Genomic DNA, 13,761 nt, shown 5'->3' with positions numbered 1-13,761 from the left:
TCAATTCATCCTCAAATCTTTCGAGGGAATTTTCATCCACTTAATTATACGTATAGGTTCTAGAACCTATTACAAAAAAACTAAAGTTCTCTTTGCACATGAGAATATCCCCAATATTTAACTAAATCAATAGCACTCAAAAATAGTTCTTACTGATGCTAACTGTCGTTTATATTTCTATAACAGAAGCTTCTTGCTTGTCCATTGCTAAAATGAGTGAGGTGACCCTCACACGAACAAAATTTATAATAAATAAAAACAACAAAATTAAAGAAAAAAAGAGTTGGTAAAATTACAACAAAAAACATTTCACATCAGTATCCATACTACTTTTTCCTTTTTTTTACCAATTAACTTTTTTGCGTATTTGCTTGATTAATACCATTATATCAAAGGAAAAAAGAAGTACAATAGGGATATCTTTTACGGTTCAGCAGGTGATTTTAGCCTATTTTCTTTCTACTTAAAATAATACATGTTTGGCCTGACAATGATTCTATCTTCATATGCAATCGGCAATAAGGATATTAATTATTTTCATATTCTTCCTTTTACAGTCTCTTTCTTCACATAATCGTCAAGCCGTTTTCTGATAATAGAAAAAAAAGACAAGAACTTCAGGCAAAAGCCTCATTTCTTGTCTTCATAATTGATTAAGTAGCTTTAGTTCTGGTCAATCATTTCCCCGGCCAGAAAAACCTGCTGCACATTCCGCAGCTGCTCAATATCTTGCGTAACATCGCCAGCTACTACTAAAATATCTGCCTGCAAACCGGCTTGAAGCTGCCCCGTTACTTCGGCTAAATCAAAAACGCGTGCTGGATTTTGAGTAGCCGTTTGAATCGCTTCGATAGGCGTCAAACCATAGCGAACCATCAACTCAAGCTCCTCAACAATCGGCACATCCGGAGCCTCCAGCATCACCATATCGGTACCAGCTAAAATCGTTACGCCTTCATCGTAAATCGGCTTGAAATTCTTTGAGTATGCCTCAACCGAAGCTTCAAAGAAATCAAGATGATGAGAATACGTTTCAGTGGATTGATTGGAATGATCAATCCCAACCTCCTGTACCTTTTTGTTATAATCAGCCAGAAAATGATACGCAAACATAGTAGGCGTCCAAGACTGTTGATTCACCGCCATTTGTTTTCCTTGCTCTACTGTCAAAAAGTTGCCGTGTTCAATCGTATCAAAGCCGGCATCAATACACATTTGAATGCCTGGCTGCGTGCCGGAATGTACCACACATTTCATCCCCAAACGGTGAGCTTCTTCTACGCCAGCGTTCAACTCTTCTTGGGTAAATTCACAGATATCATCACGGTTTGTAGTCAACAGCTTGATCCAATCTGCACCATCACGTTTCTGACGACGAATGGTGTGACGAATGTTCTCCACGCCATCCACCTCTTCAATGCCATCCTCATGACCATGACCACCCGTAATACAAATTCCCCGATCCGTGTGCAAAATCCTTGGCGCTTTGACAAAACCTTTTTCCGCAGCTAACCGCAACGTCTCCAACAGAAACTGCGGCCCGCAGCAGTCACGAATAGTTGTTACCCCCTTCTTCAAACAGGTCTCCGCTTGTTTTTGAGCATAATAAGCAATCATGAAATCATTGTAGCGATGCAAATCCGGCTGCGTCCAATAATAACCTAAATGAATATGGGCATCCATTAAACCAGGCAAAATCGTTCCCTCGCCATAATCACGAACCTCAGCCTCTGGATATTTTTCCTGCAATTCTGAAGCAGGTCCCACTGCCAAAATTTGATCCTTTTGATAGACTACACCGCCATTTTCAATGACTGTTTTTCCATCACCGATAATTACTTTTGCCGCTTTTAATAAAAACATGCTATCCTCCCTTTCCCTACTAATGTTAGTATATTCACAAAAGTTTGCGCTTACAAGAGGGAATAATATTTTATCTGAAAAGTCGCTTTTAGAGGAACCATTACATCGGTCGCCGTTTATTAAACAATCCAATAATACAAAAATTTCAATTTAAAGATGGTTTTCCTTTTCAGCTCACTCTAAATAATGATACAATATTAATGTAAGCAATTACAAAAGGAGGCTAACTATGAACAAGTCTAAATTTATCAAAGCAGCACTATTAGCAGGCATGGGGGTTGCTAGTTTTTCAGTAGCGAGTGAAGCAGCAGATGCCGCAATGCTCTATCGTGCCTACAACCCTAACACTGGTGAGCACCTGTATACTGCCAATTACAACGAAATTCCCTTTGTGGTCAAAGCTGGCTGGCGAGATGAAGCCTTAGCTTGGGAAGTTCCAGATACTCTAGGTATTCCAGTTTATCGTGTATTCAATCCAAACAACGGCGGAGATCACCATTACACTGTGAATATGAACGAAGTCAATATGTTAGTCGATGCCGGTTGGAATTTTGAAGGGATTGCTTGGAACTCCGGCGGCGGCACTCCTGTTCACCGTTTGTACAATCCAAATGCCAAGACCGGTACTCATCACCTGACAATTAATGGCGATGAAAAAGATATTTTAGTAAAAGCTGGCTGGAAATATGAAGGAGTTGCCATGTATTCCGGACCAGATGCAGCTGTCTTAGCAGAACAATAGTAATCCTTATAAGACCGTCGCTTAACCGCAGCGGTCTTATTTTCATTTATATAGAGATGAAATTTTTCTTGAAAAAAACTTGTCTTCATTTTTCAACGAAGACAAGCTTTTTATGCTTAATACCGTTTATCCAACACAGTCAAGGCTACTAAGAATAATATAACCAGACTAACACTCAAAATCACATTCATCGAACGTTTGCTGACATCCAAACCTTTACCATGGCTGCTAAACAGCGGAACCATCGTCAATCCTACCGGAATAAAGTAGCGCCCCTGAAGTCCCTCAATCGTTTTCTTAGCATTCACCGGATTCCAAATTTGATAGAGCGCAAAGAAGGTAAGCAAAGTGTACAGAACCAGCAACAACACAATAATTCCCTTTTGATAAAGAGCCAGAGTTCCGCCATCTTCTTTTTGCAGCAACGAACCCACTATCAAAATAGAAAAGTAAAAAATGATCCAGTGAGTTGCCATCGGTGCATCCAATAAGCCAAAATCTCCAACAGCTGAGCGGGTAATATAATCCCCTTTGATTCCTAAAACATAATTTTCATAGAAATTGGTCAAGAAAATTGATGGATCCTTGAAAAAGGCTGCTACTTGCTTCGATGGACTGGCAAAATCGCGATAGAGAATTTGTTGATCAACCATGAAACTATTCCACCACAGATAAAAACCAACGGATAAAGCCAAAATCAATAGTCCCCAAACAATTTTCCTTCTTATATTTAAGGCTCTATTCGGCAACAAGAAAAACAGCAGGCCTAAGGTGATCATCGTCGGCTTCATTAGAACTAGGCCGATCATCATAATCATGCTGATTAGCATAGCTGGCGAACTGATTCGTTTTTTCTCCCTAAGATGTAAGATCCAAGAAGTAAAGAAAAAACCGCCAGCAATAATCATGGCATCCCCAGAAACCGTAGAGGCTAGAAACATCGCCATCGGGTTAAGACCAATAACTACCCCGCCCCATTTTGAAAAAGGGAAAATAGCCAAGGCAGCAAACACAACAAATATATAAGCAAACAAATTAAAATACCTAGCAATATAATACTGATTCAACGGCCGTTGATTAAACAGCTTCCCCACCCAAATTCCGGTTATTTGTGGGATATAATTGACAAAGCTGTAATTGGTCATGCCGCCTGTCCCGATAAATTTATCCGAATCATCACCATCTGATTTAATCATATAGGGATACTTTTCATTTTCGCCCCATTTTTGGATAGCATATTCATTCATGCGATAAATCTCGTCAGAAACTTCAAAGCCATAGAATCCCCAGGTTTGATCGGATTTTTTCGGCTCATCTCCTGTTCGAGTTTCTGGTCGCACCTTAAACCGGGAAAGAGAATAGGCCTTTACTAAATGTCCGACTTCATCCGGTGCTTGCAGCGGTGGAATAGTTTTGATAAAAATAAGACCAAATACCATCGCAAAAACTAAAAAGAAAGCAACTGGAAATTCCAGCTTTTTTATTGGTTGAAAGATCGGATTTTCTGGTCTTTTCTCCGATCGAAGTTGAGTGGTTGTCATAAATAGCTCCTCAATAAATTTGTCTATGTCTAATTTATCATACTTCACGACATTTTGAGCGGACTTTTTCTTTGATTGGTAAAAAAATCTATTTACAAAAAAAAGAAGCCGCGTCTCACCACGGCTCCTTTCATCAAAAAAGCTGACTCGTTCCACAATAACAGATCGAGCCAGCCTAATTCAGTTACTCCGCAAGGTACGAACAGCTGTAATCAGCATATTCGGTTACTTTCACTTGAAACGCACTCTTTCCGGAAACTACAAACTCTTCCCCTTCAGTAATGGTTTTCCATTCCGTTTCACCTGGCAGCAACACAGTCATTGCCCCTTGTAAAACAGTCATTAATTCTTTTTCATTTGTATTAAAGGTATACTCCCCTGCTAGCATGAACCCTAAAGTAACCTTGCTGCCATCTGCTTGTTGGAGCGTTCGGCTGGTTACCTTGCCATCAAAATAAATATTGGCTTTCTTCACTGCATCGACATTTTTTATCACAACAAATTATCCCCTTTTTTCAATTCTATGCTTTTTGTGCAATCGCCAGCTTACGACTCTTTTGAATGTAGGTGAAGCCAGAGTAAATAATCACCACGATGACAATCCAAGTTAAGACGGTAATATCTAGCCCCGTGACGAACTTCGCAGCAATAATAACCCCAATAATTCCACCAATTGTGATTCCTAAGCTAACCTTACGAGCATATTCACCTGTTCGAACAAAGTTGATACTCGCTACCGGCATCAATGCACCACAGGAAGCAGACATAATCGGAAAAGCCACTAAAGGACTTAAGCCCAGCATATACACCATCGCCATACACGGTGCATAAAGACCCACACCCATTGTCATTAAAGCACCCAGACCAAAATTACCGACAATTCCGATAAGCAGTTTAATACCGGTTAACCCAGTCGCGGTATTCCCTTCACCCAAAATGTTGATCATGCCGCTTTGTTTCAAGGCCATCAAGATCGCCGTCAAAATTAACGCACAGCCCATAACAAATTGCACCTTCTGCTCCGGCAGCTTGGTAACAAATTTCGAGCCAATCCATGAACCGACTGTTGCCGCAGCCACCAAAGAAAACAACGTCAACGGTTCAACCTTAACCACTGTAATAAAGATGATTGCCTCAAGTAAGCAGGACAACGCATGACTCACATTCAAGGTCCCCGGCAACTTACGATCGTCATCCAGCTGCTTCGTAATGTTCATCAATAAAGTGGTTGGCGCAAAGGCACCAATGCCCAATGTGTCCAGGAAATCGGTAATAAAACCAATCCCAATTGAAATCGGCATACTTCCGCTGCCAAGGTCTTTCTTGTTTTTAAACAAATCTCGTCCCAACACACTAATGTGCAAACCAATAAAAAGAACCAACATCCCCAAAACAATTTGTTTCATACTTATCTTCCTCCAAAAGAGAACCTAGAAAGCATTTCCCGTTATCTTTCTAGGTCCAGATTTTTTTAACCAAAATCTTGTTCTGTTCGCGCAATAATCTCATCCTGCAACGCTTTTTCCAAATTGTTGAAGTAGTCACTATAACCGGCTACCCGTACAATCAGATTTTCGTATTCCTTCGGATGTTTTTGCGCCTTCAGCAGAACATCCTTGTTGATAACATTAAATTGAATATGGTGTCCATCCAGTGCAAAGTAGCTGCGTACCAACGAAGCCATATTAATAATCCCTTGTTCACCAGCCACTACACTTGGTGTAAACTTCTGATTCAAAAGCGCCCCGCCGGTTTTGGTTTGATCCAGCTTAGAAGCCGATTTAATTACAGCCGTTGGTCCGTTGCGGTCAGCACCCTTTTCAGGTGAAATCCCATCTGGCAATGGAATGCCTTTGTGGCGGCCATTTGGTGAAGCCTCCATTACTTGACCAAAGTATACGTGACAAGTAGTCGGCAAGAATTCTACCACTGTTTTTGACCCTTTAGGCGTTGGACGACCTGCAATAATATCTTGTAAGGTTTGATCCACATCTTTTAACAAATCATCTGCATAGTCATCGTCATTTCCGTACTTCGGTGTTTCATTGTAAACCATGTCGTAAATATCATCGTGCCCTTCAAAATCATCTGAGCAGGCTTGAATCATTTCATCCATTGTCATGGTCTTTTGTTCGAACACATTGTATTTCATGGCTGCTAGCGAATCGGTAATCGTCGCAACCCCTACACACTGAATGTAACTAGTGTTGTACCGCGCACCACCAGCATTATAGTCTTTTCCAACTGAAATACAGTCATCGCTCATGACCGATAGCAATGGCACCGGCATAAATTCCATGTACATCCGTTCAATCATGTTGTTGCCGGCAACCTTCACGTCCACCACATATTTCAATTCGTCATAAAACGCCTGATACATCTCTTCGTATGTTGTCATTTCCCGGAAATCGCCCACATCAATACCAACTTGTTTACCAGTATAATGATCGTACCCACGATACATCGCCAATTCAAAGACCTTCGGAATGTTTAAGTAGCCAGTCAGAACATACGCTTCTTTACCAGCAACCCCCACTTCCACACAGCCTGAACAAATACCGCTTTCTCTAGCATCATCGACTGATTTACCTAAGTAGGCCAATTCATTCAAAATCGCTTCTGAATTATAAAGCGCCGGTTGTCCCCAGCCTTTACGAGAGACCCGCAACGCTTCACGCAAGAATTTCTCCGGTGATTTTTTCGAAATTTGCACATTTGAGCTTGGCTGCAGCAGCTTCATCTCATCCATAACTTCCAAAATCAAATAGCTGACTTCACTAACGCCGCTAGTTCCGTCTGGACGCAGTGCTCCAGTATTTAAGTTACAGAAATCGGTATACGTACCGCTTTCCTTCAACGTAATACCAACTTTTGGCGGTGCCGGCTGATTGTTAAATTGAATCCACAGATTTTCTAAAAGCTCCCGTGCTTCTTCCCGAGTTAAGCGGCCTTCTTCAATGTCTTTTTCATAAAACGGTTCTAAATGCTGATCCAATTTACCTGGAGAATAAGCATCCCAGTTATTCATTTCAACGGTTACCCCAATGTGTACAAACCAGTACATTTGGATTGCTTGGCGGAAGGTTTGCGGTGCATGCTCCGGTACCACATCACAGACTTCAGCCAATTCCAGCAATTCTTTCTTCCATTGAGGATCGGTTTCGGTTTCAGCCATCTCACGGCATTGTTGTGCATAGCGTTTGCCGAAGATAATCATCGCTTCACAAACCAGCTTCATACCTTCTAATTCTTCGCGTTTGTTTAACGCTTCCATATCATTGTTGTAATCGAGGTTATCAATTTCTCGTTGGATGTCTGCTTTGAAATCAGCAAAGCCCTTTTGATACATTTTTCCATCCGCAACCGTATGGCCAGGTCCCCGCTGCATCAAAAATTCAGTATATAAACCAGCATCAAACAACAAATGCCATTCTTCCGGCAATAATTTGTTCATACGCGTCATCATCGCCCGATCATGCCAGTAAGGAATAATGACTTCTTCCTGAATTTTACGATCTTCCTCAGATACCTTGAAAAATACCTTTTCACGATTATTCATATTCTCAAAATCGTCCAAAGTATGGCAGCATAATTCAGGGAAAGTAGGAGCTGCCCATGGTGCATGGCCTTTTTCACCCAAGACCAGGCTGCCTTTTTCAATGTAATTGGTGCGGTTTTCCATAATATACTTAAATGCTAACCCACGTAAAACTGGTGCCGAAACTTTGCCTTCCCACTGCTTGTATGCTTCTGTCAGTAAAACTGCCCGTTCCATGGAAATTCTAGGTTCACACTCTTTTTCACTAATTTCTCTTAAACGCTTGATTCGTTCTGTACTGCCTCTTCTCGTTGGTTCCAGTGTTAATTCAGCCATTTCTCTTCCTCCTAAATTATTATCCTCCGATTGTCACTTGATAACCGGCTGTTTCGTAAACTTTTTGAATCTGCTCAACCTGCTCATCCGATGGTTTGATAAAATTCTGGGTACATTCTCGGTTCAAACGTTTGTATTTATCTCGCCCAAAATCATGATACGGCAATAATGAAATTTCACTCACATGAATTCCTTGCTCATGAAGCCAACCGACAATATTTTTAGCTGTCTGTTCATCAGCGTTAATTTCCTCCAACAGAATCAATCGCAAATCGATTACTGCTTTTTGATCGGATAAGTAACGCAGATTTGATAAAACCAAATCATTTCCCACGCCAGTATAGAGCTGATGTTTTTGTGAATTTATGAACTTTAAATCATATAAAAACAGATCAGCATAGGGTAGAATTCGTTCATAATTTTCTTGAGGGGCTACGCCACACGTGTCTATTGCCACCGAAATACCCATTCGCTGACATTCCTTTGCCAATTCAACTACATAATCCATGTTCTGCGCCATGACTTCCCCACCAGAGAAGGTAACGCCACCACCAGATTGATCATAAAATATTTGATCAGCCAGGATTTTTTTGACCAGCTCTCGAATGGAATAATCTTTGCCGATTAGCTCCTCTTTGCCATACTTGTTCAGCATGATCTCAGGTCCAAAGACTTGGCTTTCTGGATTGTGACACCATTCACATCTAATGGGACACCCTTTGAAAAAAATAGTTGTTCGTATACCTGGACCATCATGGGTAGAGAATTTCTGAATGTTAAAAATGGTCGGATTTTTTTTCACGTTATTCCCCTCCTACTCACTTGTAATTATAATCACAAAGACAAATCTTTGCAAGCGGTTTTTTCACAATAATGAATTTTTTTGATTTTTAAAGCGATTCCATTCACGAGAGTGACCGCATAGGCATTTAGGCCATTTTGCGTTATACTAATAGTAATAACTTCAAGGAGGAACACCATGAATATCGGAGATAAAGTGAAGGCATTGCGTACTGAACGAGGCTTTACCTTGAAGCAGCTTTCTGAGGCTACAGGCCTGTCCACCGGCTTTTTGTCCCAGTTTGAACGAGGAATTACTACGATTGCCGTCGAGCATCTATCAAATATCGCTGAAATATTTGACGTAAAAATCAATTATTTTTTTGAGGATGTGAAGGAGAGTGAACCCATTATTCGCGGCTATGATCAACCAGTCCTGCGAATTTTAAATAATATGATCTACAAAAAGCTTAGCCCGGCGCCGGAGGACAAGCAAATGGCACCAAAGCTAATTGAAATCATGCCTCACGAGGATCGTGAATTCCCGGCTTCCTATCCTCACCACGGTGAAGAATTTGTTTATATATTAGAAGGAATTCTTACACTGGAGCTGGACGGTAAAAGTTATCAGATGTACCCTGGCGACTCCGCCCAATACTTTTCAACCTTGGATCACAACTGGGATAACCAAACAAATAAGGTGGTCAAGTTCATTGTGGTACATTTCCCAAATGATTATTAAGAAGGCAAAACAGCCTAAGCAACCTATAAGAAAAGTATAGGTTGCTTAGGCTGTTTCTTAGGCTGCCATCAATTAGCTCATTATCGACCAAAAACAATTCGCTAATTTTAAGAAGATTCGGTACACCTAACTCAGTGTTATACTTTTTGAATATCCTGATCAATTTTTTCCTGCACGTATTTAGAAATACTAATATTATTGTTATTCAAATAAAAATCCTGATATTTTTTGATTGATACCATGCGCTTAACCGGTTCTTCACTGAACCTTTTTAAAATTGCTGTTAAGTTTGTCGCCACCAATGTAATGTATTGATTAGCTTCCTTCTTTTTTTCCAACTCTGAAAGAGCCCCTTCATCCATCTCTGGAAAAGACTCCTTGGCCTCATATATATCAAACAACGTAAATTCTAATGAGCTCTTCGCCAACTCAACTGCTTCCGTTAACGTCTCCGCGCTTCCGCTAATTGTCATACCATCAAAAGGATAATCAATGAAATAATCATTTTCAGCCAATCTGCTAATACGCATAGCAAATACAAATTCTTTTGAGTTCATGGTAAACCTCCTTGTAAACTTTAGTTTAATTTCAACAGTTTTAGTAGTGCTTGCTCAGTCCCTTTAGGCAAATCTTTATTTGCATGAATAGCAATCGGTACCTTTTCCCTAGTTTCAAAATGCTTCAATCTAACATGGGGCCCCTTTTGTCTAACAATTCGCCAACCATTTTTCCTTGCTAACCGCAAAAGATCTTTACCTGTCATTGGCATAATTATCCTCCAACTTCATAATTATTTTACTATAAAAGTATATATTTTTATATACTTTACATGTTGATTTTATGTACCTCTCTCTAATATACGTATTTTGCCAGAGAACTATCTTACACTAATACAAAAAGTATCAATGGATCTGATAAGTCCCTCAAACCTATCTAATAGCGATTTCTTAATGATAAAGAACTAAAAGCTAGTCGTAATTGGCGATCCCTCCCACTGTCGAATGAGTATTGAAGCAACAGACAAACAAACCCGGTAACCCTACAAAAAATGTAGAATTACCGAGTTTGTTTATTGGATCAGTTGATTTCAGTTTCTTCCATTACATGCATAACTGTGCAATAATCTTATCGCTGCTTTTCGATAAACCGTATATCTAATTGTTTCCCCAGCGCTTGAGCAATATCCTCCAGCAACGAAATCGTAGGTTCGACTCGGCCACTTTCAATCCGGGCAATTGTTGATCGTGACTTATTCACTTTTTTGGCAAAATCCGTTTGATTCAATCCGGTGTCTTCTCTTAGTTGAAAAATTAAGTCCGCAAGATCAAGCTTTTGGACTTCTTTTATAAACGCTGCTTTAAACTCTTCACTTTCGGCTGAGCGTTTCGTGATTGCTTCACTGTTTTTACTCATCATTTTTTCTCCTTATAAAAAAAGTAGTTCGAAGTGTATTTGCTCTCTGGATTTCTTTTTTTGGTGTTTTATTCGTCTTCTTGCTAAAACCATGGGTAATCCAATAATTATTCCCTTTAATTTGGAAATAGCAGCCTCTCAACCAGTGTTCATCAGTTTGTGTACGAAGTTCATAAATATCTTTGGTAAGTTTTTTCACTCGTTCTTTACGAATCGAATCTTGTAAACTTGTACTTTCAATTCGCTCTATCATTGCTCTTAGCTTTGCTTCATCTTTATCACTCAATGAATATAAAAACTTTTCAAACTCTTCTCCCCAATCAAATTCTGGCCTAATCATAGACGTAATTCACTCATTTTCTTGATCCCCCTGAGTTATTTTTAGTGTAGCATGCTTGCTACACTATGTAAATTTTTTTCTTACTATTTAAAATACGCAAAACAGAGAAAAATCTACGAACTTAGAAAATCTTTCTCGACAAAAAGACCGAATAAGCTGCCCACGGCCTTATTCGGTCTTTCATTGTCCTTTTTGAGCCTTCTCAACAATAGCTTCTACTAATGTTTGAGAAAAATTGATCCGTAAATCCATTCCTAATTTGTCCGCCCATTTTGGAATTGTCAATGTTTTTTTCTTTGGTTCATTCATAGATAAATATTCATCAATCTTTACTGAAACCAACGTTACAAAGGACTCCTCCAGTTGATAAGGAATCTCAGCTTGGGCTGCTACATGTGCTATATCAACCTTATTAATTTTAGAAGGTACAGGTAATGTTTGATTATGCTCCAATAAATCTGCCAGCATTAAACCAAGATAATCGCTAGCCATGGCCATACCATCGGAAATATCTTCCCCCTGTGTGCCCACCCCTCCAACATCGGGAAAAACAATATAATAGGGAATTGATGTCTCATTTTCAGTCATAAAAAAGATTGCTGGGTAAGTAAGTAACATCTTCTTGCTCCTTTCAAAATTGAAATTATCTAAGTCCAGCCTTTTTCAATATTGCCTGCTGGGTGTACTTATTGAGTTCTCCATGTGGAATGGTTATAGGTCGTTTGTTGTGTTTACACATCATTTTATGTGATCCTTTCCCTCGCTTACCTGATAACTCTACCCATCCATGCTTTCTAAGAAGATTTACCATTTATTTTTGCGTCATCGGCATCCTATTAATCTCCTATCATTAATTATACGTGTTGCACGTGCTACTGGCAATAAATTTAATTCTTCTATTATTTAAATTATCCACCCTACTGGCGGCGGCAAGCTAGCTATTGCTTCCATATAATATACGCACTAAAATGGTAGTACGATCTCAGAAAACAAAATTTATCAAAGAAAAAGGGATAAAAATGAAGCTGTTAAATCTACGACAAGTTCCGGAAATCAAAAACGAGTTAACTAACTATCTGCAGGACAAATGGGGTAGCGATGAAAGTAACGAAGTCTACCGCGACTGTTTGGAGCACGCCATTGACTCTGAACTAGCCTTGCCTATGTGGTACGCATTACAAGATAGAAACAAAATCATCGGCTGTGCTGGCTTAGTGCCGAACGATTTCATCAGCCGGATGGATTTGATGCCTTGGCTTTGTGCATTATTTATTGACGAAGACTATCGCGGACAAAGATTGAGCCAGCTGCTAATCGATCAAATCAAGCAGGATACACAAAAATTAGGCTTTCAAAAGCTTTATTTGAGCACCGATCATAATGGACTTTATGAAAAAATGGGCTTTGAATATATCGGTGACGGTTTCCATCCATGGGGTGAGAGTAGTCGAATTTACCAAATTGATGTGTAAAAAGCTTCCTGAAAAATTCTAATGACCTCAGTCTTCATAAAAACGAGCTCTCGTATATCTTCTGAAAGCTCGTCTTTTTCTGCTGATCATCGTACATTTTCTTCCCCAATGTTAACCTAAACTTTTTTATCTAATGAAAATCCGTTATAATCATCGAGAAGGAAGTGAAACAATGACCCCTATTAATGCGAATGAAATTGTTGATAAGATGACCAATCAAAAAATAAACTATGACCGGGTATTACAAAAAATGATTAGTGTCTGGCAGCAGCAAAACACTCGGCCTAAAATTCTAGTCCATTCCTGCTGTGCCCCCTGCAGCACGTATACCTTAGAATTTTTGACTCAATATGCCGATGTGACGATCTTTTTTTCAAACTCCAACATTCATCCTGCCAGTGAGTACCAACGACGGATGCTGGTGCAGAAAAAGTTTATTGATGACTTTAATGAAGCGACTGGTCAACAGGTTGATCTAATTGTTGATGAATATAAACCGAATGCCTTTGTCCAGATGGTACAGGAAAATCAATTAACTGAAGAAAAAGAGGGAGGAAAACGTTGTACCGCTTGCTTTAACATGCGGTTGGACTTAGCAGCTAAAGAAGCGCTCCAACGAGGGTACGATTATTTTGGCAGTGCCTTAACGATTTCTCCTAAGAAAAATAGCCAGTTAATTAATCAAATCGGGATGGATATTCAAAAAATCTACGATACCAATTATCTGCCAAGTGATTTCAAGAAAAATTCCGGGTATCAACGATCCATCGAAATGTGCAAAGAATACGATGTATACCGCCAGTGCTACTGTGGCTGTGTGTTTGCAGCTAAGCAGCAGGGCTGTGATCTGAAGACGGTGAATAAAGAGGCGAAGGAATATATTTTACAGCAGAATACGTCTGCGAATAAAATAGAAGTATAGTTGCTAAAAGCCCCTACTTTCCAAAAAGTAGGGGCTAAACTTAGCTTTGCGTATTTCTTTATCCTCATATTT

General features: G+C 39.7%; 16 protein-coding genes. 4 read left to right on the top strand and 12 right to left on the bottom strand.

Annotated features, from left to right (window positions below; all coding sequences use genetic code 11):
* Positions 1 to 663: 663 nt before the first annotated feature.
* Positions 664 to 1,863, bottom strand: a complete 1,200-nt coding sequence (locus tag I588_RS05415) for an amidohydrolase family protein (RefSeq protein ID WP_010757958.1) — start codon at positions 1,861 to 1,863, stop codon at positions 664 to 666.
* Positions 1,864 to 2,092: 229 nt separating this feature from the next.
* Here I588_RS05415 and I588_RS05410 point away from each other — a divergent pair, with 229 nt between their 5' ends.
* On the top strand, positions 2,093 to 2,605 hold the full coding sequence (locus tag I588_RS05410; protein WP_010757957.1) for a hypothetical protein: 513 nt from the start codon (positions 2,093 to 2,095) through the stop codon (positions 2,603 to 2,605).
* Between the two features lie 116 nt (positions 2,606 to 2,721).
* Here the strand turns inward: I588_RS05410 and I588_RS05405 are convergent, their stop codons facing one another.
* The 5 genes from I588_RS05405 to I588_RS05385 all read right to left on the bottom strand — a co-directional run bounded on the left by I588_RS05405 (position 2,722) and on the right by I588_RS05385 (position 8,822).
* Positions 2,722 to 4,146, bottom strand: coding sequence for a DUF2142 domain-containing protein (locus I588_RS05405; RefSeq protein ID WP_010757956.1), 1,425 nt, complete (start codon positions 4,144 to 4,146; stop codon positions 2,722 to 2,724).
* A 184-nt stretch (positions 4,147 to 4,330) separates the two neighbouring features.
* Positions 4,331 to 4,642, bottom strand: a complete 312-nt coding sequence (gene ppnP, locus I588_RS05400; RefSeq protein ID WP_010757955.1) for a pyrimidine/purine nucleoside phosphorylase — start codon at positions 4,640 to 4,642, stop codon at positions 4,331 to 4,333.
* A 25-nt stretch (positions 4,643 to 4,667) separates the two neighbouring features.
* Positions 4,668 to 5,552, bottom strand: a complete 885-nt coding sequence (locus I588_RS05395) for a sulfite exporter TauE/SafE family protein (RefSeq protein ID WP_010757954.1) — start codon at positions 5,550 to 5,552, stop codon at positions 4,668 to 4,670.
* A gap of 65 nt (positions 5,553 to 5,617) precedes the next feature.
* Positions 5,618 to 8,020, bottom strand: a complete 2,403-nt coding sequence (hypD, locus tag I588_RS05390) for a trans-4-hydroxy-L-proline dehydratase (RefSeq protein WP_010757953.1) — start codon at positions 8,018 to 8,020, stop codon at positions 5,618 to 5,620.
* 19 nt (positions 8,021 to 8,039) lie between these two features.
* Entirely contained in the window at positions 8,040 to 8,822 is a 783-nt protein-coding gene (locus I588_RS05385; RefSeq protein ID WP_010757952.1) for a glycyl-radical enzyme activating protein, read from the bottom strand.
* A 177-nt stretch (positions 8,823 to 8,999) separates the two neighbouring features.
* Here I588_RS05385 and I588_RS05380 point away from each other — a divergent pair, with 177 nt between their 5' ends.
* On the top strand, positions 9,000 to 9,542 hold the full coding sequence (locus I588_RS05380; RefSeq protein ID WP_010757951.1) for a helix-turn-helix domain-containing protein: 543 nt from the start codon (positions 9,000 to 9,002) through the stop codon (positions 9,540 to 9,542).
* 137 nt (positions 9,543 to 9,679) lie between these two features.
* Here I588_RS05380 and I588_RS05375 read toward each other — a convergent pair whose 3' ends face one another.
* The 6 genes from I588_RS05375 to I588_RS05350 all read right to left on the bottom strand — a co-directional run bounded on the left by I588_RS05375 (position 9,680) and on the right by I588_RS05350 (position 12,106).
* The gene (locus I588_RS05375; RefSeq protein ID WP_010757950.1) at positions 9,680 to 10,099 is read right to left on the bottom strand and encodes a hypothetical protein; all 420 of its coding nucleotides are present in this window, start codon (positions 10,097 to 10,099) and stop codon (positions 9,680 to 9,682) included.
* Between the two features lie 20 nt (positions 10,100 to 10,119).
* Positions 10,120 to 10,311 carry a type II toxin-antitoxin system HicA family toxin gene (locus I588_RS05370; protein WP_010757949.1) on the bottom strand — a complete coding sequence of 64 codons (192 nt, stop codon included), beginning with the start codon at positions 10,309 to 10,311 and terminating at the stop codon, positions 10,120 to 10,122.
* A 356-nt stretch (positions 10,312 to 10,667) separates the two neighbouring features.
* Positions 10,668 to 10,955, bottom strand: a complete 288-nt coding sequence (locus tag I588_RS05365; protein WP_034693397.1) for a helix-turn-helix domain-containing protein — start codon at positions 10,953 to 10,955, stop codon at positions 10,668 to 10,670.
* Positions 10,948 to 11,295: a type II toxin-antitoxin system RelE/ParE family toxin gene (locus I588_RS05360; protein ID WP_010757947.1), complete on the bottom strand. Its 348-nt coding sequence runs from the start codon at positions 11,293 to 11,295 to the stop codon at positions 10,948 to 10,950. Before I588_RS05360 ends, I588_RS05365 begins: the two co-directional genes overlap by 8 nt.
* Before the next feature lie 180 nt (positions 11,296 to 11,475).
* Complete coding sequence (locus I588_RS05355; protein WP_010757946.1) at positions 11,476 to 11,913, bottom strand: type II toxin-antitoxin system HicB family antitoxin; 438 nt, start codon at positions 11,911 to 11,913, stop codon at positions 11,476 to 11,478.
* Between the two features lie 25 nt (positions 11,914 to 11,938).
* The gene (locus I588_RS05350; RefSeq protein ID WP_034693394.1) at positions 11,939 to 12,106 is read right to left on the bottom strand and encodes a type II toxin-antitoxin system HicA family toxin; all 168 of its coding nucleotides are present in this window, start codon (positions 12,104 to 12,106) and stop codon (positions 11,939 to 11,941) included.
* A 208-nt stretch (positions 12,107 to 12,314) separates the two neighbouring features.
* On the opposite strand from I588_RS05350, the gene I588_RS05345 reads away from it, so the two are divergent.
* Entirely contained in the window at positions 12,315 to 12,767 is a 453-nt protein-coding gene (locus I588_RS05345) for a GNAT family N-acetyltransferase (protein ID WP_010757945.1), read from the top strand.
* Positions 12,768 to 12,939: 172 nt separating this feature from the next.
* The gene (locus I588_RS05340) at positions 12,940 to 13,689 is read left to right on the top strand and encodes an epoxyqueuosine reductase QueH (protein WP_010757944.1); all 750 of its coding nucleotides are present in this window, start codon (positions 12,940 to 12,942) and stop codon (positions 13,687 to 13,689) included.
* Positions 13,690 to 13,761 lie beyond the last annotated feature (72 nt).

The sequence above is a fragment of the Enterococcus pallens ATCC BAA-351 genome (genome assembly GCF_000407485.1).
Classification (GTDB): Bacteria; Bacillota; Bacilli; order Lactobacillales; family Enterococcaceae; genus Enterococcus_A; species Enterococcus_A pallens.
This window is presented reverse-complemented; position numbering and strand designations above follow the sequence as displayed.

What these genes read in the sequence shown, in the direction of transcription:
- I588_RS05415 (WP_010757958.1), bottom strand. Translation starts at nt 1,863, where the DNA reads ATGTTTTTATTAAAAGCGGCAAAAGTAATTATCGGTGATGGAAAAACA.
- I588_RS05410 (WP_010757957.1), top strand. Translation starts at nt 2,093, where the DNA reads ATGAACAAGTCTAAATTTATCAAAGCAGCACTATTAGCAGGCATGGGG.
- I588_RS05405 (WP_010757956.1), bottom strand. Translation starts at nt 4,146, where the DNA reads ATGACAACCACTCAACTTCGATCGGAGAAAAGACCAGAAAATCCGATC.
- I588_RS05395 (WP_010757954.1), bottom strand. Translation starts at nt 5,552, where the DNA reads ATGAAACAAATTGTTTTGGGGATGTTGGTTCTTTTTATTGGTTTGCAC.
- hypD (WP_010757953.1), bottom strand. Translation starts at nt 8,020, where the DNA reads ATGGCTGAATTAACACTGGAACCAACGAGAAGAGGCAGTACAGAACGA.
- I588_RS05380 (WP_010757951.1), top strand. Translation starts at nt 9,000, where the DNA reads ATGAATATCGGAGATAAAGTGAAGGCATTGCGTACTGAACGAGGCTTT.
- I588_RS05375 (WP_010757950.1), bottom strand. Translation starts at nt 10,099, where the DNA reads ATGAACTCAAAAGAATTTGTATTTGCTATGCGTATTAGCAGATTGGCT.
- I588_RS05370 (WP_010757949.1), bottom strand. Translation starts at nt 10,311, where the DNA reads ATGCCAATGACAGGTAAAGATCTTTTGCGGTTAGCAAGGAAAAATGGT.
- I588_RS05365 (WP_034693397.1), bottom strand. Translation starts at nt 10,955, where the DNA reads ATGAGTAAAAACAGTGAAGCAATCACGAAACGCTCAGCCGAAAGTGAA.
- I588_RS05360 (WP_010757947.1), bottom strand. Translation starts at nt 11,295, where the DNA reads ATGATTAGGCCAGAATTTGATTGGGGAGAAGAGTTTGAAAAGTTTTTA.
- I588_RS05355 (WP_010757946.1), bottom strand. Translation starts at nt 11,913, where the DNA reads ATGTTACTTACTTACCCAGCAATCTTTTTTATGACTGAAAATGAGACA.
- I588_RS05350 (WP_034693394.1), bottom strand. Translation starts at nt 12,106, where the DNA reads ATGGTAAATCTTCTTAGAAAGCATGGATGGGTAGAGTTATCAGGTAAG.
- I588_RS05345 (WP_010757945.1), top strand. Translation starts at nt 12,315, where the DNA reads ATGAAGCTGTTAAATCTACGACAAGTTCCGGAAATCAAAAACGAGTTA.
- I588_RS05340 (WP_010757944.1), top strand. Translation starts at nt 12,940, where the DNA reads ATGACCCCTATTAATGCGAATGAAATTGTTGATAAGATGACCAATCAA.